At 71.8% G+C, this 21,554-nt stretch carries 20 protein-coding genes; 7 read left to right on the forward strand and 13 right to left on the reverse strand.

Annotated elements, in window-relative coordinates:
* Nucleotides 1-8: 8 nt before the first annotated feature.
* From trpS to AC5L35_RS15635, 7 genes are all read right to left on the reverse strand, one after another.
* Complete coding sequence (gene trpS / locus AC5L35_RS15605) at nt 9-1,034, reverse strand: tryptophan--tRNA ligase (RefSeq protein ID WP_495060337.1); 1,026 nt, start codon at nt 1,032-1,034, stop codon at nt 9-11.
* Between the two features lie 64 nt (nt 1,035-1,098).
* Nucleotides 1,099-2,325, reverse strand: a complete 1,227-nt coding sequence (locus AC5L35_RS15610; protein ID WP_495060338.1) for a CoA transferase — start codon at nt 2,323-2,325, stop codon at nt 1,099-1,101.
* A gap of 39 nt (nt 2,326-2,364) precedes the next feature.
* Nucleotides 2,365-2,535, reverse strand: coding sequence for a hypothetical protein (locus tag AC5L35_RS15615; RefSeq protein ID WP_495060339.1), 171 nt, complete (start codon nt 2,533-2,535; stop codon nt 2,365-2,367).
* 131 nt (nt 2,536-2,666) lie between these two features.
* Complete coding sequence (locus AC5L35_RS15620; RefSeq protein WP_495060340.1) at nt 2,667-3,659, reverse strand: isopenicillin N synthase family dioxygenase; 993 nt, start codon at nt 3,657-3,659, stop codon at nt 2,667-2,669.
* Between the two features lie 315 nt (nt 3,660-3,974).
* Nucleotides 3,975-6,575, reverse strand: coding sequence for a bifunctional FO biosynthesis protein CofGH (locus AC5L35_RS15625; RefSeq protein ID WP_495060341.1), 2,601 nt, complete (start codon nt 6,573-6,575; stop codon nt 3,975-3,977).
* 99 nt (nt 6,576-6,674) lie between these two features.
* Nucleotides 6,675-7,727 (reverse strand): iron-siderophore ABC transporter substrate-binding protein, encoded by a 1,053-nt coding sequence (locus tag AC5L35_RS15630; protein WP_495060342.1) that lies wholly within the window; start codon nt 7,725-7,727, stop codon nt 6,675-6,677.
* Between the two features lie 60 nt (nt 7,728-7,787).
* Nucleotides 7,788-8,270 (reverse strand): MarR family winged helix-turn-helix transcriptional regulator, encoded by a 483-nt coding sequence (locus tag AC5L35_RS15635; protein ID WP_495060343.1) that lies wholly within the window; start codon nt 8,268-8,270, stop codon nt 7,788-7,790.
* A 70-nt stretch (nt 8,271-8,340) separates the two neighbouring features.
* Between AC5L35_RS15635 and AC5L35_RS15640 the strand changes: the two genes are divergently transcribed.
* Nucleotides 8,341-9,054 carry a hypothetical protein gene (locus AC5L35_RS15640; protein ID WP_495060344.1) on the forward strand — a complete coding sequence of 238 codons (714 nt, stop codon included), beginning with the start codon at nt 8,341-8,343 and terminating at the stop codon, nt 9,052-9,054.
* Nucleotides 9,055-9,076: 22 nt separating this feature from the next.
* On the forward strand, nt 9,077-9,778 hold the full coding sequence (locus AC5L35_RS15645; RefSeq protein ID WP_495060345.1) for an NAD(P)-dependent oxidoreductase: 702 nt from the start codon (nt 9,077-9,079) through the stop codon (nt 9,776-9,778).
* Here AC5L35_RS15645 and AC5L35_RS15650 read toward each other — a convergent pair.
* Nucleotides 9,763-10,728: an AraC family transcriptional regulator gene (locus tag AC5L35_RS15650; RefSeq protein WP_495060346.1), complete on the reverse strand. Its 966-nt coding sequence runs from the start codon at nt 10,726-10,728 to the stop codon at nt 9,763-9,765. The genes AC5L35_RS15645 and AC5L35_RS15650 overlap by 16 nt on opposite strands.
* A 73-nt stretch (nt 10,729-10,801) precedes the next feature.
* Here AC5L35_RS15650 and AC5L35_RS15655 point away from each other — a divergent pair, with 73 nt between their 5' ends.
* The gene (locus AC5L35_RS15655) at nt 10,802-11,779 is read left to right on the forward strand and encodes an SDR family NAD(P)-dependent oxidoreductase (protein ID WP_495060347.1); all 978 of its coding nucleotides are present in this window, start codon (nt 10,802-10,804) and stop codon (nt 11,777-11,779) included.
* A gap of 41 nt (nt 11,780-11,820) precedes the next feature.
* On the opposite strand, the gene AC5L35_RS15660 is transcribed toward AC5L35_RS15655, so the two are convergent.
* The 4 genes from AC5L35_RS15660 to AC5L35_RS15675 form a co-directional block, all read right to left on the reverse strand.
* Nucleotides 11,821-12,312 (reverse strand): YbaK/EbsC family protein, encoded by a 492-nt coding sequence (locus tag AC5L35_RS15660; RefSeq protein WP_495060348.1) that lies wholly within the window; start codon nt 12,310-12,312, stop codon nt 11,821-11,823.
* 125 nt (nt 12,313-12,437) lie between these two features.
* On the reverse strand, nt 12,438-13,859 hold the full coding sequence (locus AC5L35_RS15665) for a serine/threonine-protein kinase (protein ID WP_495060349.1): 1,422 nt from the start codon (nt 13,857-13,859) through the stop codon (nt 12,438-12,440).
* On the reverse strand, nt 13,856-14,647 hold the full coding sequence (locus tag AC5L35_RS15670) for an exodeoxyribonuclease III (protein WP_495060350.1): 792 nt from the start codon (nt 14,645-14,647) through the stop codon (nt 13,856-13,858). Before AC5L35_RS15670 ends, AC5L35_RS15665 begins: the two co-directional genes overlap by 4 nt.
* 14 nt (nt 14,648-14,661) lie before the next feature.
* The gene (locus tag AC5L35_RS15675) at nt 14,662-15,009 is read right to left on the reverse strand and encodes an SH3 domain-containing protein (RefSeq protein WP_495060351.1); all 348 of its coding nucleotides are present in this window, start codon (nt 15,007-15,009) and stop codon (nt 14,662-14,664) included.
* A 219-nt stretch (nt 15,010-15,228) separates the two neighbouring features.
* Between AC5L35_RS15675 and AC5L35_RS15680 the strand changes: the two genes are divergently transcribed.
* The 4 genes from AC5L35_RS15680 to AC5L35_RS15695 all read left to right on the forward strand — a co-directional run bounded on the left by AC5L35_RS15680 (nt 15,229) and on the right by AC5L35_RS15695 (nt 20,200).
* The gene (locus AC5L35_RS15680; RefSeq protein WP_495060352.1) at nt 15,229-17,442 is read left to right on the forward strand and encodes an NADP-dependent isocitrate dehydrogenase; all 2,214 of its coding nucleotides are present in this window, start codon (nt 15,229-15,231) and stop codon (nt 17,440-17,442) included.
* 148 nt (nt 17,443-17,590) lie between these two features.
* On the forward strand, nt 17,591-18,376 hold the full coding sequence (locus tag AC5L35_RS15685) for an ABC transporter permease (protein WP_495060353.1): 786 nt from the start codon (nt 17,591-17,593) through the stop codon (nt 18,374-18,376).
* A gap of 61 nt (nt 18,377-18,437) precedes the next feature.
* Nucleotides 18,438-19,262 carry an ABC transporter permease gene (locus AC5L35_RS15690; RefSeq protein ID WP_495060354.1) on the forward strand — a complete coding sequence of 275 codons (825 nt, stop codon included), beginning with the start codon at nt 18,438-18,440 and terminating at the stop codon, nt 19,260-19,262.
* On the forward strand, nt 19,259-20,200 hold the full coding sequence (locus tag AC5L35_RS15695) for an ABC transporter ATP-binding protein (protein WP_495060355.1): 942 nt from the start codon (nt 19,259-19,261) through the stop codon (nt 20,198-20,200). Before AC5L35_RS15690 ends, AC5L35_RS15695 begins: the two co-directional genes overlap by 4 nt.
* Here the strand turns inward: AC5L35_RS15695 and AC5L35_RS15700 are convergent, their stop codons facing one another.
* On the reverse strand, nt 20,201-21,511 hold the full coding sequence (locus AC5L35_RS15700; protein ID WP_495060356.1) for a DUF2252 domain-containing protein: 1,311 nt from the start codon (nt 21,509-21,511) through the stop codon (nt 20,201-20,203). It lies immediately after the preceding gene.
* Between the last annotated feature and the right edge of the window lie 43 nt (nt 21,512-21,554).

Consider the following 21,554-nt stretch of genomic DNA (forward strand, 5'->3'; position numbering starts at 1 on the left):
GCCTCACCTCATCCTGTCGGTGGCAGGAACCCGATCTTCTCGTGGACGGCGGCCAGCGTGGCCCCGGCGACCTCCCGCGCCCTCACGGCGCCGCGGGCGAGCACCCGGTCGAGCTCTGCCGGATCGTCCAGATACGTGCGTACCCGTTCCTGCAGCGGATCAACGAAGTCTGCGACGACGTCGGCGAGGTCCTTCTTCAGGTCGCCGTAGCCCTTGCCCGCGTACTCCGCCTCGAGTTCGGAGATCTTGCGGTCGGTGAGGGCGGAGTAGATCGTCAGGAGGTTGGAGACGCCGGGCTTGGCCTCCTGGTCGAAGCGGATCTCCCGCTCGGCGTCGGTGACCGCGGAGCGGATCTTCTTCGCGCTCACCTTGGGGTCGTCGAGCAGCTCGACGATCCCGGACGGGCTCGACGCCGACTTGCTCATCTTCGCCGTGGGGTCCTGCAGGTCCTGGATCTTGGCGGCCCCGGAGAGGATGTAGGGCTGCGGCACCGTGAGCGCCTTGCCGAAGCGGGAGTTGAACCGCTGGGCGAGATCGCGGGTGAGCTCCACGTGTTGGCGCTGGTCCTCGCCCACCGGCACCCGTTCCGGCTGGTAGAGCAGGATGTCGGAGGCCTGCAGGATCGGGTAGGTGAACAGGCCGACGGTGACCCGATCGTCGGAGCCCTGACGCGCCGACTTGTCCTTGAACTGCGTCATCCGGCTCGCCTCACCGAACCCGGTGATGCAGCCCAGCACCCACTCCAGCTGCGTGTGCTCGGACACGTGGGACTGCACGAAGATCGTGCACCGGTCGGGGTCGAGACCGAGCGCCAGCAGCTGCGCCACCGAGTTGCGGGTGCGGGCGGCGAGGGTCTTCGGGTCGTGCTCGACGGTGATCGCGTGCAGGTCGGGGACGAAGTAGAACGCGTCGTGGTCGTCCTGCAACGCCACCCACTGCCGGATCGCACCGAGGTAGTTGCCCAGGTGGAACGATTCCGCGGTCGGCTGGATGCCGGAGAGCACCCGCGGGCGGCGGTCGGTGGCTGCGGTCATGCCTCGATTCTCGCAACTGCGGCCCACGGGGTGACGGGCCGGTGCCCGGCGCCACAGCGAGCGGTCAGCCGGCTCCGGCGACGGTGCCCGCTGCGACGAGCCTGCCGATCTCGGCGGTGTCGAGGCCGAGGATCTCGGCGAGGACCTGCTCGGTGTCGCGGCCGAGCTCCGGCGTGTGGCCCGGCGCCCCGTGGTCGCCGTTCCAGCGCAGTGGCGAGCGGGCGGTGATCGCCTCCGCGCCGCTCGGGAGGGACATGTCGGCGAGCACGGGGTGGGCGCCCTGGCGGTGGGCGGCGACCACCTCGGTCATGCCGCGGTAGCGGCCCCAGAGCACCCGGGCCGCGTCGAGCTCCTCGCTGACCCGCTCCAGGTCACGCGCGGCGAACCACGGCCGCAGGATCGCCGCGATCGTCTCCCGGAGCCGGTAGCGCTCCGACTCGCGGTTGAGGTCGGCCTCCAGGGCCGTCTCCAGTGCGGCGAACACGGCGGCCGTGCCCGTGACCTTCCGCAGCGCGTCCCACTGCCCCTCGGTGAGCGCGACGACCATCACCCGCTGGCCGTCCGAGCAGGCGAAGTCGACGCCGAAGCTGCCGTACACGTGGTTGCCGTGCCGTGGCCGCTCCCGACCGCGCTCGGCGGCCTCCGACAGCCAGCCCAGGTTGGCGACACCGGCCAGCGCCACGTCGGACAGAGCAAGCTCGACGTACGCGCCCCGCCCCGTCCGCGCCCGGTCGTGCAGGGCGGCGAGCACGGCGGTGGAGATGCTGAGGCCTGCGGTGAAGTCCCAGGCGGGCAGCACGTGGTTGACGGGCGCGCCGCCCTCCTCCGGCCCGGTGATCTGCGGGATCCCCACCTCCGCGTTGACGGTGTAGTCCACCGCTGGACGCCCGTCGGGGTAGCCCTGGACGCGCACGTGGATCAGGTCGGCACGGCGGGCGACGAGCACGTCGTTGGCCATCCAACGGCGCCCGACCACGTTGTCGACGAGTACGCCGCGGTCCGGCCCCGGCGCCGTGACGAGGGCGGTGAGCAGTTCCCGGCCCTCCGCGGAGCGCAGGTCGAGCGCGACCGAGCGCTTCCCCTTGTTCAGCGACGCCCAGTAGTACGACTCGGCCTGTGCACCGCCCGTCCCGTTGCCGGCCACGGGCCAGCGGTGCTGGTCGCTGCCACCGCCGATCGGGTCGACGCGCACGACGTCGGCGCCGAGCTGGGCGAGGGTCATCCCGCCGGTCGGGCCGGCGACGAAGCTCGCGCACTCGACCACGTGCAGGCCCTCGAGCGGGCGGCTCATCCGGTTCCCCTGGTGGTGGACGACAGTTCGGTCCTCGGCTCAGCGCTCGGGGTCGGGTGCCGGTTCCTCACCGGCCGGCTCGACCCGGCGGACCTCGAAGGTGCGTTTGTCGAGGTCGATCGGGCCGAGCTCCCACTCCTGCCCGTTGCCGGACTCGCCGGACTCGTCACGGATCTTCGAACCGGGGAAGAGCTCGCCCAGGATGCCCATGGCCCCACGATACGGCGGTCACCCCGGTCGGCGTCCGCTCCGGAGCGGCAGGCGGTGCCCGTCATGCGCCGGTCACCGCCGTGAGCGCGACCTCGGCGAGCCGAGCAGGTCACCATCGGAGATCGCTGTGCTCAGGCGACGTTCTGGGTGGTGACGAACAGCCTGCGCAGGTGCGCCCCCGACGTGATCGGCTCGTACCTGGGCTCCGTTCCCGGCTCGACGCAGGTCGGGATGCAGCGGATCTCGGCGTCGTAGTTGGGGTTGTGGAAGAAGATGACCGACTGCCGGCGGCTCCCGGCCACGTCGCCCTCGTCGGGGTTGACCACCCGGTGCAGCGTCGAGACCCACCGGTCGTTCGTCCACCTGGCCAGCAGGTCCCCGATGTTGATGATGAACGCGCCCGGGACGATCGGGACGTCGACCCAGTGGCCGTCGGCGGTGCGCACCTGGAGCCCGCCGGGCCGGTCCTCCGCGGCGAGGATCGTGAGGCTGCCGTAGTCGGAATGGGCGCCGACCCGGAGCTGTCCGGGCAGCGGCGCCACCTGCGGCTCGGGGTAGTTGCGTACCCGCAGCCTGCTGATGTGCTTGTCGATCCTGTCGGCGAAGAAGTCAGCAGGCAGCTCCAACGCCACGGCGAAGATCTCCATGAGCAGCGCCGCGAGGCCGCCCATCGCCCGGTAGTAGGTGCAGTAGATCTTCCGCAGCCCGGCAGGCTCCGCGGGCCAGAGGTTGGGAGCGAAGTGCATGCCCGCCGCGAGCGACCCGGCGTACTCGGGGTCGGGCAGGTCGACGGGGCCGATCATGAAGCTCTCGTTGAGGTCGCCGGCCGTGGCGGCGCCGCGGGACCGCCCGACCGACTCGCCCTCGATGCCCACGTAGCCCCGCGAGACGTCCGGGGCCGGACGGTGGACCCGGAGCTTCTCCTCGATGGGGAGGTCGAAGAACCGGCGGGTGACGTCGGCGATCGCGGCAAGGGTGGTCTCGGGGACCCCGTGGCCGGAGACGACGAGGAAACCGATGTCGCGGCAGGCGCCGTCGACCGCCGTGGCCACCGCCGCGCGATCCGCGGGGCTCCCGTTCCGGAACGGCCCGATGTCGATCACAGGTACGGACAGCAGCGTCATGCGGTTCCTCCTGGTCGGTGCAGGACCGGCCGCCGTCCGACGTCCGGGCCCCGGCGCACCACCAGCCCCAGCACCGCGCTCCTCGGGCCACGCGCCTTCACCCGCGGGGCGGCGGCTGCCTCGGCGACGCTCCTGGCGCGTTCGCCCCGTCCACGTTAGGGGTTTCCCGGAAAACACGCGAGATCCGATGTAACCGGCCCGTGAAAATACCGGGATCATCGGTAGGAATGGCCCAGGACCCCGCAGTCGTCCATTGTTCGTGAATCGACCGCGCGGCCCGGAAAGCCATTCCTCCCGAAAGCGACGCGCCTCGCGTCAGGCGGAGGTCAGTGGAATCAGCCGGGGACCCGGCCGCTCCGCCGGCACCACGCGGGCCACCGGCTCGAGGTAGGTGGTGCTGCGCTGCCGCACCGGCCGTCCCGCCTTCTCCGCGATCGCCGCCAGCTCGGTGACGGTGCGCGCGGAGCCGTTCTCCGAGCCCGCCATCCGGCTGATCGTCTCCTCCATGAGCGTGCCGCCCATGTCGTCGGCCCCGCCCTGCAGGATCTGCGCGGAGAGGTTGTCGCCGAGCTTCACCCACGAGCACTGCACGTGGTCGATGCGACCGTGCAGGGCGAGGCGGGCGAACGCGTGCACCGCGCGGTTGTCCCGCGTGGTGGGTCCGGGCCGGGCGATTCCTGCGAGGTAGATCGGCGCGTTGTGGTGCACGAACGGCAGCGGCACGAACTCCGTGAACGACGCGCCGCCAGCCTCGCGGGACCTGTCCTGCTGGACGGCGAGGGTGCGCAGGTGGCCGAGCCAGTGCCGCGGCTCGTCGACGTGGCCGTACATCATCGTGGACGACGACGGGATGCCGAGCCGGTGGGCGGTGCCCACCACCTCCAGCCACTGCGCCGCGGGCAGCTTGCCCTTCGTGAGCACCCACCGGACCTCGTCGTCGAGGATCTCCGCCGCGGTGCCCGGGATCGAGCCCAGGCCGGCGTCGCGCAGCTCGGTGAGCCACTCCTCGATCGAGACACCGGCCTTCGCCGCCGCGCTGACGATCTCCATCGGGCTGAACGCGTGCACGTGCATGTCCGGCACGGCGGCCTTCACAGCGCGCACCAGGTCGGCGTAGAAGGTGACCGGCAGCTGGGGGTCGATGCCGCCCTGCATGCAGACCTCGGTGGCGCCGTCCTGCGCCGCCTCCACGGCGCGGGCGGCCACCTCGTCGAACGACAGCCGGAACGCGTCGGCGTCGCGCTCGCGCTGGGCGAACGCGCAGAACCGGCAGCCGACGTAGCAGACGTTCGAGAAGTTGATGTTCCTGTTGATGACGTACGACACCGGCTCGCCCACGACGTCGGCGCGCAGTTCGTCGGCGAGCCGCGTGAGCTCCTCGAGCGCGCGGCCGTCGGCGGTGAGCACCGCCATCGCGGCGGCCTCGTGGGCGGGGTCGAGCAGCGCCGCCGGGTCGGAGGCGGCGAGCACGAGCCCGGCACGGACGTCGGAGTCGAGCCGCTCCGGCGCCGACTGCTGGTGCGCCGCCAGCTCGGACCGCAGCTCGTTCCAGTCGCCGTACACCGACTCGAAGTCGCCGCGGCGGTCCTCGGTGCGTCCCTCGGTGTCGATCTCGGTGTTCAGGTCGATCCGGCCGGTCGACTCGAACCCGCCGTCGGGCTCCTGCCACGGCCGCCCCTGCACCGCCGCGCTCGCGTTGGCGAGGCCCGTCTCCGGGTCGGCGAGCGCGGCGACGTGCGCGTGCAGCCGCGTGTCGATCCAGGGCGAGCCCGCCAGCACGTACTTCGGGTACGCGGTGAGCCGCTCCCGCAGGGTGAACCCGGCCGCGGCCGAGCGGACGGCGAGCTCGTCGATCGCGGGCCAGGGCCGCTCGGGGTTGACGTGGTCGGCCGTGACGGGCGAGACGCCGCCCCAGTCGTCGATGCCCGCGCGGAGCATGAGCGCGAACTCCTCGCCGACGAGGTTGGGCGGAGCCTGCACGCGCATCTTCGGGCCGAGCACCACACGGGCGACGGCGATGGTGGCCGCCAGGTCCTCGAGATCGGCGTCGGGATCGTTGGCCATCGCGGTGTCGGGCTTGGCGCGGAAGTTCTGGATGATCACTTCCTGGATGTGGCCGTGCGCCCTGGCGGCCGAGCGGATCGCGAAGATCGACTCGGCCCGCTCGGTGCGGTTCTCGCCGATCCCGATCAGGATCCCCGTGGTGAACGGGACGCCCACCCGCCCGGCGTCGGTCAGAGTGCGCAGCCGGACCGCGGGGTCCTTGTCAGGGCTCCCGTAGTGGGGGCCGCCCGGCTCGGACCACAGGCGCGTGGCCGTGGTCTCCAGCATCATGCCCATGCTCGGGGCCACCGGCTTGAGCCGCGTCAGCTCCGCCCAGCTCAGCACACCGGGGTTGAGGTGCGGGAGCAGGCCCGTCTCCTCCAGCACGGCGATCGCGCAGGCCCGCACGTAGTCGAGCGTGGAGCCGTAGCCACGCGCCTCGAGCCACTCCTTGGCCGCGGGCCAGCGGTCCTCCGGGCGGTCGCCGAGGGTGAACAGGGCTTCCTTGCACCCGGCAGCCGCGCCCGCCCTGGCGATCTCCAGCACCTCGTCGCGTTCCAGGAACGCGGACGGAACGCGATGCGGCACCGTGGCGAACGTGCAGTAGTGGCAGCGGTCGCGACAGAGCCTGGTGAGGGGAATGAAGACCTTGCGGGAGTACGTCACCACACCGGGGCGGCCCTCGGCGACCAGGCCGGCGTCCCGCACCCGGGACGCGGCGGCCAAGAGCTCGTCGAGCTCCTCCCCGCGCGCGGCCAGCAGCACGGCTGCCTCGGTGACATCGAGCGCGGCACCGTCACGGACCCGGCGCAGGGCTCGACGCAGGGCGGAGGCAGAGACCGGCAACTCCGGCACGCTCACGAAATCAGACACTCCTGAACAGTAGGTCGCAGAATCGGAGCGGTCGACCGACGGTGCCTGCGGCCGGGGTGACGGGCACCACCCCACTCCCGGACGGGGCCGGCACGGCCCTTACTTCACCGCCGCGGCCAGCTGCGCCACCAGGGAGTCGATCACGCTCGGGAGGCTCAACACCGTGCCCCAGGTCCACGCCGCGGAGACCGTCGGATCCTCCACGAAGATCGAGCGCCCGGCCCGGACCACGCCCAGCTGGGAGTAGAGCGGAGCGGCCTCCACCTCCGGCCGCACCTCCGGACTGAAGCCCGTGTTCCACAACAGCACGTCGCGGTCGAGCAGACCCATCTGCTCGTCGCTGATCGCCGCGCCGTCCTGGTCGCCCGCGAGCTGACCGATCTCCGGCGGGATCGTGAAGCCGAGCGCGGCGACCAGCTGGGAGCGCTGGTCGTTGGGCGACCGGACGAAGGACAGCCCCGGCTCGTTGCGCTCGGCCACCACGGCGCTGCGGCCCTCGAACTGCGGATGCGCGGCACGTGCGGCGGCCAGCTGGGCGTCGATACCGGCGATGAGCTCGTCGGCGCGTTCCGGACGGCCGATCGCACGGCCGGCCAGCCGCGTGTACTCCTGCCACGGCGCCCCCCACTCGGGGAACCCGGCGGGCGGCCCGACGGTCGGCGCGATGCGCGAGAGCGTCTCGTACTGGCTGGCGTCCATGCCGGTGTAGAGCCCGATGATCAGGTCGGGAGCCATTGCGGCGATCTCCTCGTACCGGTACTCGGGGGTGCCGGTGAAGGTGCCGCGGTTCATCACCACCGGCTGGGCATCGCCCAGCTCGTCCTGTGCCCACGGCCAGGTGGCGTACGGGTGGTCGCCGTACCAGTCGGTGACCCCGACCGGGCGGACGCCGAGCGCGAGCACCGGGTCCTGGTCGCTGTACCCGACGGTGACGACCCGCTGAGGCGCGGCGGGGATCCAGGTCGTCCCGTTGCGGTGCTCCACGCTGAGCGGGAAGCCGCCCGTGCCGGTCGCCGGGGACGCCCCGGTGGCGCTGTCTGTGCCGCCGCCGCAGGCCGTCAACAGCCCGAGCGCACCCAGCGCACCCGCGCCGGTGAGCAGCCTGCGGCGCGTGATGCGGTCGAGAACGGGTTCGCGAAGCGTGGCGGGCACGGTGCCTCCAGGGCAGATCATCAGGGCGGACCGGAGGATAGCCTTCCCTTACCCGTTTCGTCATGATGATCCGTCCGGCCGCACTTCCCGGGCCCACGCCGCCAGGCCGCGGGCGAAGCCCTCGAGGTCGCGCGGAGAGAGCGCGCCGAGCGCCTTGAGCAGCGGCGCGGAGCGCTCGGCGACGACGCCCTGCACGACCTCACGCCAGTCGTCGGAGATGCTGACCAGGGTGCGCCTGCGGTTGTCCGAGTCCTCCCGTCGGGCCACGATCCCGGCCCGACTCAGGTCGCCGACCAGCTCGCTGGCCGTCGAGAGCGACACCCCTATCCGCCCGGCCAGTTCGGTGACACTCAGCGGTGGCGACGGCGCGAGCTGGGCCAGCACGCCGCCGTGCCGCGCGGTCAGCCGGTGCTCGGCGAACAGCACGGCGAGTGCCTGCGGAACCTCGGCGGCCTCTCGCCGGAAGTACGCCCCGATCTGCGGGATGTACCCCAGCACCTGCGCCACCTGGTCCCCGCTCGGCAACTCGTCCTTGTCGGCCACCAGCCCAGCGTATAAGGTTCGGGTATACAAAGTGTTTGTGTATCCAAAGTAACCGGATCGGAGGACCGAGATGGCAAGGCCCGATCAGGAGGCCCTCGCCCCACCCCTTCCCCGACCCCCGTTCACCGAGCCGACCCCGGGCACCTGGCTCTATCTCGGGCTGGCCGCCGACCCGAGGACGGTCGGCCCCAAGGTGCGCCGCAGCGCCGAGCGGGCCCGGGTGATCGCGCGCTGCCACGCGCTGCTCGACGACGTGGGGGTCGGTGAGCAGCGCGGTTTCGCGGACGCGACCGTGTTCGAGACGGTGCTGATCCCGCCGATCAGCGGGGTCCCGCGCTTCGACGTGGTGGTGCTCGCCCGCGCGTACGGCGCAGTGGACGACGCTGCGCCGCTCGCGGCGCTCCGGGCCAGGTTCGAGGCCGACGGCATCCCGGTGGTGCAGGCGATGACCGCGCACAACGTGCGCCGCTTCGGCGACACCGAGCGCACCCGGGACGCGACGTTCCTGCTCAACCACTTCACCGCTGCTGATGCAGACGATGCACAGGCCGCCTGGGACGACATCTCCGGCTGGTACGCCGGGGTGCTCGGAGTGGACAACTCCATCCTGCTGCGCCCGGAGCCCGAGGCCCCCTATGCGCTGGTCAACTACGTTCGGCTGCCCACCGCCCCGGTGCCGTTCCTGCTGCGCCAGCTCGTCTCCCCCAGCTACTACCGCCAGGTTCGGGCCCGGCTGCGCGCCCACGGGATGACGTTCCTCCCGCTCCTGCTGCGTCCGGCGTGACCGGTCACCGAAGGAGAAGCACGTGAAGCTGGTGGTGTTCGGGGCGAACGGCCCCACCGGACGGCTGCTCACCCGGCAGGCCCTCGACGAGGGACACACGGTGACAGCAGTGACCCGACGGCCCGACGCGTTCCCGCTGACGGCCCCGCAGCTACGGGTGGCCGGCGCCGACGCTCTCGACCCGGCCGCGGTCGACCGAGCGGTGGCGGGCCAGGACCGGGTGATCTCGACACTCGGCGTCCCGTACACCAAGGAGCCGGTCACGACCTTCTCCCACGGCACCCGCAACATCGCGGAAGCGATGAGCCGCCACGGCTTGCGCCGGCTGGTCTGCGTCAGCTCCATCGGCGTGCACACCGACATACCGCCGGAGATGACGTTCCTCTTCCGCAGGGTCGTCGGGCCGGTCCTGCTCAGCATGGGACGTTCCGTCTACGAGGACGTACGCCGCATGGAGCAGATCGTCCGCGCCACCGATCTCGATTGGACGATCGTGCGCCCCTCCGGGCTGTTCGACAGCGCCGCCGTCAGCGACTACGGCGTCATGGTCGCTCCGCACCGGGTGACCGGGATGTTCACCTCCCGCGCCGACCTGGCCGATCTGCTTCTCCGCGAAGCCGTCGACGACCGGCACCCACGCGCCTGCATCGAGGTGACCACCACCCAGGGCACCCCCAACTACCTGAAGGTCTTCATCCGAGAAGCGCTTCACCTCGGCGGATGAAGCAACGTGGGTGGCGCGGCGCGGGCCGACAACTCTTCGCGCGCCCGGTGGCGGTAGCGCAGCGGTGATTCCCCCACCTCCCGTTTGAAGGCGGTGCTGAACGCACTCTCCGATGCGTACCCCAGTTCGAACGCCAGTGATCCGACGCGGACGTCACCACCCCGGAGAGCGCGCTGGGCCAGCAGCATCCGCCAGCGGTGAAGATAGGTCAGCGGCGGGACGCCCGCCATGGTCCGGAAGCGCTCGGCGAACGACGTCCGTGACATCGCCGCGGCACGCGCCAACTCCTCCAGCCGCCACGGCTTTCCGGGTTCGGCGTGCAGGAGGGTGAGAGCCGGACGCAACCGTCCGTCGGTCAGCACCCGCAACCATCCCGGAGGCAGCTCTGCCTGGTCGACGTAGGCCCGCAGCACGTCGAGCAGCAGGAGCTGGCCGTACTGCCGGATCGCGAACGCCGAGCCGACCCGGTCACCGGTGGCCTCGTCGAACACCCTGTCGAGGTTGGCGCGCAGTGTGGTCGCCGAGGCGGCCGACGCCCGGACGTGCCCCACCGGCGGGAGCGCCTGGAGCAGCAGTGCCCGACCTGCCGCGTTGAGGTCGACGTGCCCGCCGATGACGACGTCGGCTGCGCCGTCGGCCGCCCCGTCGAGGCGTACGGAAGGATCGCCTGCCGGGACGGCGATCTCGCGGGGCCGTCCCTCGCCGGTGCCGCCCTCGAGCTCCAGCCACGACCGGTTGTTCAGGATGGCGACGTCGCCCTCCTCGAGCTCGATCGGACCGTCGAGGCCATCGGTGGTCAGCCGAGCCCGGCCGCGCACCATCGCGAAGAGCTTCAGCGGGTCCTCGATGGTGGAACGCGACACCCAGCGGCCCTGCGCCGCGAACCCGCCCGACACCACTCCGCGGACCTCGACGAGGTCGAACACGTCAGACAGGTGATCGCCGACCATCCCCGTACTATCGCGCAAGAAATACGGATCGTCGATTATTCAGAGTTCGATCGGCGGCGCGCACCGTGGTGGCATGACCCAGAAGCAGAACACCATGGGATCCGGCTTCACCGCGGCATCGACGGCCGACGACGTTCTCCAGGGCATCGACCTGTCCGGCACCGACGTCGTCGTCACCGGCGGCCACGCCGGGCTCGGCCTGGAAACCACCCGTGCTCTCAGCAAGGCCGGCGCATCCATCACCGTCGGTGCACGCGACCCGGAACGCGCCGCCGCCGCGCTGACCGGGATCGAGCGCGTCGAGATCGGCCGGCTGGACCTCATGGACCCCACGTCGATCGACACCTTCGCCGCCCGGTACCTCCGCTCCGGCCGCCCGCTCCACGCCCTGATCAACAACGCGGGCATCATGAGCCGCGAACTGGTGCGGGACGCCCGCGGCTACGAGTCGCTGTTCGCGACCAACCATCTCGGCCACTTCCAGCTGACCAACGCCCTGCTGCCCGCACTGCGCGCCGCCGCCGGTGCTCGGGTGGTCTCGGTGTCGTCCGGAGGCCATCGCCTGACCGACATCCGGTGGGACGATCCCCACTTCGACACCGGGTACGACGGCATGCTGGCCTACGGCCGGTCCAAGACCGCCAACGTCCTGTTCGCCGTCGAGCTGGACCGTCGATGGGCCGGGGACGGCATCCGGGGCTACTCGGTGCACCCGGGCCAGATCGTCACCACGAACCTGGCGCCATGGCTGGGCGACGAACGGCGATCGATCGGTCTCATCGACGACTCCGGTCGGCCCGTCATCGACCCCGACCGTGACCAGAAGACGCCGCAGCAGGGCGCGAGCACGACCGTGTTCGCAGCGGCCAGTCCGCTGCTCGCCGGCATCGGCGGGGTGTTCCTGATGAACAACGACATCGCGCCGCTGGCCGACCCCGCGGCGGTCACCCGTCGCGGCATCGGCCCCACCTCAGGCGTCATGCCCTACGCCGTCGACCCCACGTCGGCGCGGCGGTTGTGGGAGCTGAGCGAGCAGCTGCTCACGCCATGACACCCGTGGACCGGGGTGGAACCGGCGCCCCGGCAGCCCGCCTACGCGACGTCCGCCGGCTCTCCGCCGGTGACGGCCACCAGTTCGGCGTAGGTGCTGGGGAACACCGCGTGCGGGATGCCGCCTGCCGCCCAGACCTCGTCGAAGCTCTCCAGATCCCGGTCGACGAGCGTGCGCAGCGGTGCGGGATGCCCGACCGGCGCCACGCCGCCGATGGGCTGCCCGGTGGCCTCACGCACGAACTCCGGCGACGCCCGGCGCACCCGCTCCACCCCGAGGAGCGCCGCGACCTTGGCCGTGTCAACCCGGTGCGCGCCGGAGGTGAGCACGAGCAGCGGGACGCCGCCGGACATCTCGAAGACCAGGGAGTTGGCGATCTGCCCCACCTCGACGCCCAGCGCCGCCGCGGCGGCCGCGGCGGTGGTGACGGCGTCCGGCAGCACCCGCATCCGGGCGATCCGAGACGCGTCGGCGCCGCCCGCGGCGAGGGCGGTCACCACGAGGTCGATGTTGCGGTGGGTGGCAGTGCTCATGGCCGAGGATCCCACCACGCCGGGTGGCGAGGGAGCGACCCCATTGCAGCAAAGCCACTTTCATGCCACGAGGTTGCGTCAAAGTGGCTTTGCTGCAACCCGGGGACGGGCTCGGGAGGGGCTCCTCAGCCGGGGTTCTCCGCGATCCGGGTGCCGGTGAGCTGACGGCCGTCGGACGCGCGCAGCAGGCAGATGACGTCCCGGCCCGTGAAGCTGGAGGAGGTGTCGGCCCTGGTCTCGAACGACGCCTGCGACGGCACGAGGGTGGCGACCTCGAGCCGGTCCTTGTCCACCCCGGCGACCAGCGTCGAGTCGAAGACCAGCGAGCAGGCCTGCCCCGCATAGCCTGCGAGCTGGTCGCGCCCGGGGTAGGGCAGCTCGCGCTGGGTGCCGAACGGGTCGAAGGTCTGGAAGATCTCGAGATCGTGCGGGCCGTCGCAGCTCACCGTGGAGCCGATCGGGAACGCCCGGCCCGGCGCCAGCTGCCCCTGCAGGCAGGCCCGGGACATGGACCCGAACACCGGCACGTCCCCGCCCTGGCCGTAGGTCATTGCGGTGACGGCGGGGCCGGCCGGGGCGAAGACGCCCGCCGCGGCCAGTGCGAACCCGCCCACCAGACCCAGCACCAGGCCCAGCACCAGCGCCGCCACGGGCCACCCCCACCGGCGGGACGCGGTGGCGGGCGTGAGCTGGGCGGTCGGTGGGCCGCCGAACAGCGGGGTGGTCTCCGACCCCGTCGAGGCGAGCAGGGCCGCAGCCTGCATGCCGGTGAGCCGGGCCTGCGGGGACCGCTGCAGCAGCCCCGCGATGACCGCTCCGAGCGGCCCGCGGGTGCGGGCGGTCGGCACGTCGGCGTGCAGCACGGCGGAGATCGTGGCCGCCGCCGTCTCGCGGGCGAACGGGCCGACGCCGTGCAGGCCGTGGAACAGCGTCGCTCCGGCCGCCCAGAGGTCGGTGGCCGGGGTGGCCTGCGCCCCCTCCAGCCGCTCCGGTGACATGTAGCCGGGCGACCCGATGAGCGAGCCCGTGGTGGTCAGCCCCGGGTCGTCGACGGCCTGGGCGATCCCGAAGTCGGCCAGCCGCACGCGGCCGTTCGGGCCGAGCATGACGTTGCTGGGCTTGACGTCGCGGTGCACCACGCCGTTGTCGTGGGCGGCCCGCAACGCGCTCAGCAACTGCTGGGCGACGGCGGTGGCCGTGCGCTCGTCGAGCGGCCCCTGCCGGGCCACGACCTCGGCGAGGGTGGGGGCCTCCACCAGTTCCATGACGATGTGGTCGACGCCGTCGTCGGTGACCACGTCGTAGACGGTGACGATGCCGGGGTCGTTGAGCCGCCCGGCCGTGCGCGCCTCCCGGAGCAGCCGCTCGCGGAACGAGCGCCGCTCCTGCATGCCGAGCCCCTCGGGCAGGTGCAGCTCCTTCACCGCCACCTGCCGGCCCATCACCCGGTCCTCGGCACGCCACACGATCCCCATGCCGCCGCGACCCAGCTCGCCCAGCACCACGTAGCGACCGCCGATCAGGCGCGTCGGGCTGACCGGGGTCATGACCCGTACACCACGGTGACGGGGGCGTGGTCCGACCAACGCTCGCCATGGCTCGGGGCCCGCTCCACCACCGCGGAGACGGCACGGGCGGCCAGCCCGGGCGTCACGACGTGGTGGTCGATACGCCAACCCGCGTCGTTGTCGAAGGCGCGGCCCCGGTAGGACCACCACGAGTACGGCCCGTCGACGCCCGGGTGCAGCGCACGCACGACGTCCGTCCATCCGCCGTCGAACAGGGCCGCCATCCACTCCCGCTCGTGGGGCAGGAACCCGGAGTTCTTGACGTTGCCTCGCCAGTTGCGGATGTCGGCCTCGGCGGGCGCGATGTTCCAGTCGCCGCAGACCAGCACCTCGCGGTCCTCGGCGGCCGCCTTCTCGCGCCGCTCGGCGAGGTACGGGGCGAACAGGGCGAGGAAGCGGTCCTTCTCCTCCTGCCGCGGCGTGCCGACGGTGCCGTTGGGCAGGTACAGCGACGCGATCGTGACGCCGGGCAGGTCGACCTCCAGATAACGACCGGACCCGTCGAACTCGGCGGCGCCGATGCCCACCCGGGCGGCGTCGGGCGGCTCGCGGGTGAGCACCGCGACCCCGTTGCGGCCGCGGGCGCTCTCGCAGGGGGCGTAGGCGAGGTGCCAGCCGTCGAGCATCGCGGGCGGCACCTCGTCGAGCTGCGCGCGGGTCTCCTGGAGGCAGACGACGTCGGCCGACGTGCCGGCCAGCCACCGGAGCAAGCCCTTCGCGGCGGCCGCCCGTACCCCGTTGACGTTGACCGAGCTGACGGTGCGCACGCCCGCAGCGTCCCTCAGGCGCAGTTCGTCCCCGGCAACGGGGTCAGGAACTGGCTCGCCGCCCACCGGTTGCCCTCGAGCTGACGGAACCCGTCGGTGATGATCCGGGTGCCGTCGACGCGGTCACCGCGGACGAGCGTCTGGACGAGCGTGGAGTCCGCGCTGGGCTCGGTGCGCACGTTCAGCTCGTCGGCTGCCACCTCCAGCTGGCAGCCGGTGGACCCGTCGGCGCCCGTGCGCAGCTCGTCGAGGCCGCCCCGGTCGATGATGGCCACGAGCGCGAGGACCACGCCGGCGAACACCACGAACGTCCAGCCGCGGAACGTCTTCTTCTCGAGCTTCGGAACCTTGAACCTTGCCACGGCCATGTCTCCCGGGGGACGGTGGTGTGCACCAACGGTAGCGGAACGACCACCCGGATCCCACCGACGATCTTCGCCGGATGTGACGTCGTCCGGTCTGATCGTCGTGTGCGCGACTCGATCCAACAGGCGTCCGGAACAGGGGATAGCGTGTCGGGAAAGGAGCATCGCGCTCCGCCGTCCAGGTCCGACCAGTCCCGAGGCAGGCCCGAAGCAACGATGAAGGTCATCTACACATACACGGACGAGGCGCCTGCGCTCGCCACGCACTCGTTCCTGCCGATCATCGAGGCGTTCGCCGGCAAGGCGGGGGTGGACGTCGAGACGCGTGACATCTCCCTCGCCGCCCGCATCCTGGCGCAGTTCCCGGATCGGCTGACCGACGCGCAGCGGGTGCCCGACTCGCTCGCCGAGCTCGGCGACCTGGCGAAGACGCCAGAAGCCAACATCATCAAGCTGCCCAACATCAGCGCCTCGATCCCCCAGCTGAAGGCGGCGATCAAGGAGCTGCAGGGCGCGGGCTACGACATCCCGGACTACCCGGAGGACCCGCGGTCCGACGCCGAGAAGGCGGCGCGCGCGTCGTACGACACGGTCAAGGGCAGCGCGGTCAACCCCGTCCTGCGTGAGGGCAACTCCGACCGCCGCGCCCCCGCGTCGGTCAAGAACTTCGCCCGCAAGCACCCGCACTCCATGGGCGAGTGGTCGGGCGAGTCGGCGTCGCACGTCGCCACCATGGGCGACGGCGACTTCCGCCACTCCGAGGTGTCGCTCACCCTCGACGAGCCCACCGAGCTGCGCATCGAGCACGTGGCGGCGGACGGCACGGTCACCGTGCTCAAGCCCGCGTTCCCGGTGCTGGCCGGGGAGATCGTCGACGCCGCGGTGACGCGCAGGAACGCGCTCACGGCCTTCCTCGCCGAGCAGATCGCCGACGCCAAGGCCAAGGGCGTGCTGTTCTCGGTGCACCTCAAGGCCACGATGATGAAGGTCTCCGACCCGATCCTGTTCGGCCACGCCGTCGAGACGTACTTCGCCGACGTGTTCGCGCGGTACGGCGAGGACCTCGCGTCGGTCGGTGCCGACCCCGACGACGGTCTCGCGAGCGTGCTCACCGCCCTCGAGAAGCTGCCGGCCGAGAAGCGCGAGGCCATCGAGAAGGCGATCACCGCCTCCTACGACAGCGGTCCCGCGCTGGCGATGGTCGACTCCGACCGCGGCATCACCAACCTGCACGTCCCCAGCGACGTCATCATCGACGCGTCGATGCCGGCCGCCATCCGCTCCTCCGGGCAGATGTGGAACGCCAAGGGTGATCTGCAGGACGCCAAGTTCGTCATCCCGGACTCGTCCTACGCCGCGCTCTACGCCGAGACCGTCGCGTTCTGCCGCGAGCACGGCGCGTTCGACCCCACCACGATGGGCACCGTCCCGAACGTCGGCCTGATGGCGCAGAAGGCCGAGGAGTACGGCAGCCACGACAAGACGTTCGAGATCGCGGCGGCCGGCACCGTCCGGCTCGTCGACGCGGCCGGCACCACCCTGCTGGAGCACGAGGTCGCCGAGGGCGACGTCTGGCGCGCCTGCCAGACCAAGGACGCCCCGATCCGCAACTGGGTGCAGCTCGCCGTCGCCCGAGCCCGCGCCACCGGCTCGCCGGCCGTGTTCTGGCTGGACGAGACGCGCGGCCACGACGCCGAGGTGATCGCCAAGGTCCGCACGTACCTGGCCGACGAGGACACCGACGGCCTGACCATCGAGATCCTCCCCGTCGCCGAGGCCACGCGGTACACGCTGGAGCGCACGAAGCGCGGCGAGGACACGATCTCGGTCACCGGGAACGTGCTGCGCGACTACCTCACCGACCTGTTCCCGATCATGGAGCTCGGCACGAGCGCCAAGATGCTCTCGATCGTCCCGCTGATGAACGGTGGCGGGCTGTTCGAGACCGGCGCGGGCGGCTCGGCACCGAAGCACGTGCAGCAGTTGGTGCGCGAGAACCACCTGCGCTGGGACTCCCTCGGCGAGTTCCTCGCGCTGGCCGTCTCGCTGGAGTTCCTGGCCGATAAGGACGACAACCCCCGCGCCGCACTGCTCGGCAAGGCACTCGACGACGCCACCGGCAAGCTGCTGGAGAACGGGAAGTCGCCGTCGCGCCGCGCCGGTGAGCTGGACAACCGGGGCAGCCACTTCTACGTCGCGCTGTACTGGGCCCAGGCACTGGCCGAGCAGACCGACGACCCGGAGCTGGCGACGATCTTCGCCCCGCTGGCGGAGCGCCTGGCCGCCGACGAGACCACGATCGTCGACGAGCTCAACTCCGTGCAGGGCAAGCCGGTGGACCTGGGCGGCTACTACTACGTCGACAAGGCGAAGACGGACGAGATCATGCGCCCCAGCACCACCCTGAACGAGGCGATCGCGGCCTTCTAGCCCGCCGCCGCACCACCCCCGGATTGCAGCAAAGCCACTTTCATGCAACCTCGTTGCGTGAAAGTGGCTTTGCTGCAATCGGGTCGGCGCCCCCGGCGGCCACCGCGCGAGTGAAAACCGGTTGTGGCCGCCCGTAGCGTCGACAGGCGTGCTCGCGCCCTATCCCCAGCTCCTCGCCGCGGGCTACCGGCGCTACGCGAGCTACCGCCAGGCCACGTTCGCCGGACTCGCCACCAACCTCGTCTTCGGTCTCCTGCGGGCCGCCGTGCTCACCGCCGTGCTGGCCGAACGCGGCACGGTCGCCGGCTACGACCTGCCGACGGCCGTCACGTACGTCTGGCTCGGGCAGGGCCTGATCAACGTCGTGCTGCTGTGGGGTGACCAGGAACTGGCCCGCCGGATCCGCACCGGCGACGTCGTCGTCGACCTCGGGCGGCCGTGGGACCTCCAGTCCGCGATGCTCGCCACCGACCTCGGACGCGCCTGCCATGCGGTCGCGATGCGGCTGCTCCCGCCCGCCGCCGTCGGGGCGTTGCTGTTCCCGTTCCGCTGGCCCGAGCGGCCGGAGACCTGGCTGCTGTTCGCCGTCTCCGTCGCGCTCGCGGTGGTGGTGAGCTTCGGCATCCGGTTCCTGCTCAACGCGAGCGCGTTCTGGCTGCTGGACGCCCGGGGCGTGCTGGCCGTCTGGGGTGTCGCAGGCGGGGTGCTGAGCGGGCTGGTGGTGCCGCTGGCGTGGTTCCCGCCGTGGGCACAGGCGGTGCTGTGGTGGACGCCGTTCCCGTCGATGTTCCAGAGCTCGATCGACGTGTTCACCGAGCGCGGCAACCCCGTCGGGCTGCTCGCCACCCAGCTGGCCTGGGCCGCCCTGCTCCTCCTCGCCGGCCGCGCCGTCCTGGCGAGAGGCAGCCGGCGCCTGGTGGTGCAGGGTGGCTGACCGCGGCCCTGGCGGCCCACCCCGCCGTTGCAGCAAAGCCACTTTCACGCAACGAGATGGCATGAACGTGGCTTTGCTGCAACGGGGGAACGCCCGCGGCGTCTACCGGCGGATCGTCGCGTCGCGCGTGCGCAGCCAGCTCGCCTACCCCGGGTCGTTCGTGCTCGACGTCGTGGCGCAGTTCATCGGGCAGGCCATCGAGCTCGTCGTGATCCTCGTGGTGTTCACCCAGGTCAGCTCCCTCGGCGGGTTCTCGGCGCCCGAGGTCGTGCTGATCTTCGGGCTGGCCGCCACCGCGTTCGGGATCGCCGACCTCACCGTCGGCCAGGTCGAGGAGCTGCCCACCTACATCCGCACCGGCGAGTTCGACGTGATGCTGCTGCGTCCGCTCGGCACGCTCCCGCAGTTGCTGTCGGCCGACGTCGCCCTCAAGCGGCTCGGGCGCGTCGCCTTCGGGCTGGGGGTGCTGGGGTGGTCGCTGATCAGGCTCGACATCGACTGGACGCCGGGACGCGTGCTGCTCGCCGTCACCGCGCCGCTGGTGGGGGCGGTCATCCTCGCCGCGATCTGGGTGGCGGCCAACGCCGTCTCGTTCTGGCTGGTCGACGGCCGTGAGGTGGCGAACTCCGTGACCTACGGGTCGGGCTTCTCCACCTCGTACCCGATCACGATCTACGGCCCGTGGCTGCGGCGGGTCATGTGTTACGCCGTGCCTGCTGCATTCGTGGCGTACTTCCCGGCCCTCGCGCTGCTGGGCCGCCCCGACCCGCTCGGGCTGCCCGAGGCGCTGCGGTGGAGCTCCCCGCTCGCGGCGGGGGTCGCGGTGGTCGGGGCGGGTCTCGTCTGGCGCACCGGTGTCCGGCACTACCAGGGAACGGGATCATGATCATCACGACTGACGGGCTGCGCCGGGACTTCCTCGTCGGCACCCGGCTGCGGCGCCGCCGCGTCACGGCCGTGGAGGACGTGACGCTCGACGTCGAGCGCGGGGAGGCCGTCGGGTTCCTCGGGCCGAACGGCGCCGGCAAGTCCACCACGATCAAGATGCTGACCGGGGTGCTCGTGCCCACCGCGGGCCGGGCGAGCGTGTGCGGGCTCGACCCGGTGCGGGAGCGGCGCGAGCTGGCCCGTCGCATCGGTGTGGTGTTCGGCCAGCGCAGCCAGCTGTGGTGGGACCTGCCGCTGGTGGAGAGCTTCGACCTGCACGCCGCGATCCACCGCGTCCCCCCGGCGCAGCGCCGGAAGCGCCTGGACGAGTGCGTCGAGCTGCTCGACATGGGCGACTTCCTGCGCACCCCGGTGCGCCAGCTGTCGCTGGGTCAGCGGATGCGCGGGGAGGTCACCGCCGCCCTGCTGCACTCCCCCGAGCTGCTCGTGCTCGACGAGCCGACGATCGGCCTGGACCTCACCAGCAAGGAGCGGCTGCGCTCGTTCCTGTCGGACGTGAACGCGCGCGGGGAGGTCACCCTGCTGCTCACCACGCACGACCTGCCCGACGTCGAGCGGCTGTGCCGGCGCGTGGTGGTGATCGACCAGGGCCGCGTGCTGGTGGACGACGAGCTGGCCGCGCTGCGGCAGGGGTTCGCGGGCAACCGCGTGCTCGTCGTCGAGCTCACGGAGCCCGCACCGCCGCTGCTCGGCCTGGCCGGCGTGGTGGACGTCGCGGTGGAGGCCCAGGGGTTGCGGCAGCGGCTGGAGTTCTCACCCGGAGCGACCACGGCCGCCGAGCTGATCGCGACCGTGGCGCAGCGGGTGGAGCTGCGGGACGTCTCGGTCGTCGAGCCGTCCATCGAGGACCTGGTCCGGACGCTCTACGCACGCTGATCAGGAGGTGCTGCTGCTGACCCCGGGGATGGCACCGCTGCGGAACGCCTCGACGAACAGGGCGTGGTCGGCCCGCACCTGTGCCGCGTAGTCGTGGGCGAACCGCACGACCCACGCCACGAACTCGTCGTCCCGCCCGGCGACCGCCCGCATGATCGCGTCCTCGGTCTGGAACGGCACCAGCGAGTGGTCGGCGTCGGAGTCGGCCACGCAGTGCACCTTCGCCGTCGCCCGGCCCAGGTAGTCCACCACCGGCGCGATCTCCGACGGCTCGGTCAGCTCCGACCAGTCCAGGTCGGCCTCGTACGGCGACACCTCGCCGACCACGAACCCGACCCCGTCGAGGTCGGTCCAGCCCAGGAACGCGTCGGCGTGCGCCTGCAGCGCACGCTGGGACACCGCCGTGCGGTGCCCGTGGTGCTGGAACGCTCCCGCGATCGCCGGCTCGGTGACCACCCGCGACGGCGCCGCGACGTTGCCCTGCTTCATCGACAGCACCACGTCGTTGTCCAGTGCCTGGTTGTAGCCCTCGATCAGCACCGTGTACGCGGGCAGTCCCGCGCTGCCGATGCCGAACCCGGAGCGCCCGGCCACGTCCTTCACGGCGTAGGTGACCCCGCGGAACCGCTTCGCCGTCGGGATCGTCTCGATGTAGCGCTCCACGGCCTCGGTGACGGCGGCGCGCTCCCCGTCGTCGAGCCTGCGCAGGCCGGGTACCTCCCGGAGCACGCGGTCGAAGCCCTCGGTCTCGGTGATCCCGTCGAGCAGCCGCACCCGCGTGCGCAGCCTGGCCAGCTGCAGCACCTGGTGGACCGCGCCGTCGGTGGTGCCGAGCCGCAACGAGAAGCTGCGGTCATCGGCCCGGTCGACGAACCAGCGCACCTGGTCGAGGTAGGCCCGCGCGTACCGCTGCACGAGCATCGTGATGTCGTCGTCCGAGATCGCCTTGCGCCACCCCAGCAGCGCGAGGCTCGCGGCGAAGCGCGTGACGTCCCAGGTGAAGTGCCCGACGTAGGCCTCGTCGAAGTCGTTGACGTCGAAGATCAGCATCCCGTCGCCGTCCATGTACGTGCCGAAGTTCTCCGCGTGCAGATCACCCTGGATCCACACGCGGCTCGTCCGCTCGTCGGCCCACGGGTCCTCGCGCTGCGCGACGTCGGCGTAGAACAGGCACGCGCTGCCCCGGTAGAACGCGAACGGGTCGGCCGCCATCTTGCGGAACTTGGTGCGGAACGCCGCCGGGTTCGCGGTCATCAGCTCCGAGAAGGCATCGACCAGCGTTGCGACGATCTCTCCCGAACGGTCGCTCATACCCCGATCATGCCGCGAAGTCCGGTGATCGACGCCCGCTCGC

This window comes from Pseudonocardia sp. OZ21 (assembly GCF_059359135.1).

Coding starts and splice junctions, on each gene's coding strand:
- trpS (WP_495060337.1), bottom strand. CDS start 1,034: ATGACCGCAGCCACCGACCGCCGCCCGCGGGTGCTCTCCGGCATCCAG.
- AC5L35_RS15610 (WP_495060338.1), bottom strand. CDS start 2,325: ATGAGCCGCCCGCTCGAGGGCCTGCACGTGGTCGAGTGCGCGAGCTTC.
- AC5L35_RS15615 (WP_495060339.1), bottom strand. CDS start 2,535: ATGGGCATCCTGGGCGAGCTCTTCCCCGGTTCGAAGATCCGTGACGAG.
- AC5L35_RS15620 (WP_495060340.1), bottom strand. CDS start 3,659: ATGACGCTGCTGTCCGTACCTGTGATCGACATCGGGCCGTTCCGGAAC.
- AC5L35_RS15640 (WP_495060344.1), top strand. CDS start 8,341: ATGGCAAGGCCCGATCAGGAGGCCCTCGCCCCACCCCTTCCCCGACCC.
- AC5L35_RS15650 (WP_495060346.1), bottom strand. CDS start 10,728: ATGGTCGGCGATCACCTGTCTGACGTGTTCGACCTCGTCGAGGTCCGC.
- AC5L35_RS15655 (WP_495060347.1), top strand. CDS start 10,802: ATGACCCAGAAGCAGAACACCATGGGATCCGGCTTCACCGCGGCATCG.
- AC5L35_RS15660 (WP_495060348.1), bottom strand. CDS start 12,312: ATGAGCACTGCCACCCACCGCAACATCGACCTCGTGGTGACCGCCCTC.
- AC5L35_RS15665 (WP_495060349.1), bottom strand. CDS start 13,859: ATGACCCCGGTCAGCCCGACGCGCCTGATCGGCGGTCGCTACGTGGTG.
- AC5L35_RS15680 (WP_495060352.1), top strand. CDS start 15,229: ATGAAGGTCATCTACACATACACGGACGAGGCGCCTGCGCTCGCCACG.
- AC5L35_RS15690 (WP_495060354.1), top strand. CDS start 18,438: ATGAACGTGGCTTTGCTGCAACGGGGGAACGCCCGCGGCGTCTACCGG.
- AC5L35_RS15695 (WP_495060355.1), top strand. CDS start 19,259: ATGATCATCACGACTGACGGGCTGCGCCGGGACTTCCTCGTCGGCACC.
- AC5L35_RS15700 (WP_495060356.1), bottom strand. CDS start 21,511: ATGAGCGACCGTTCGGGAGAGATCGTCGCAACGCTGGTCGATGCCTTC.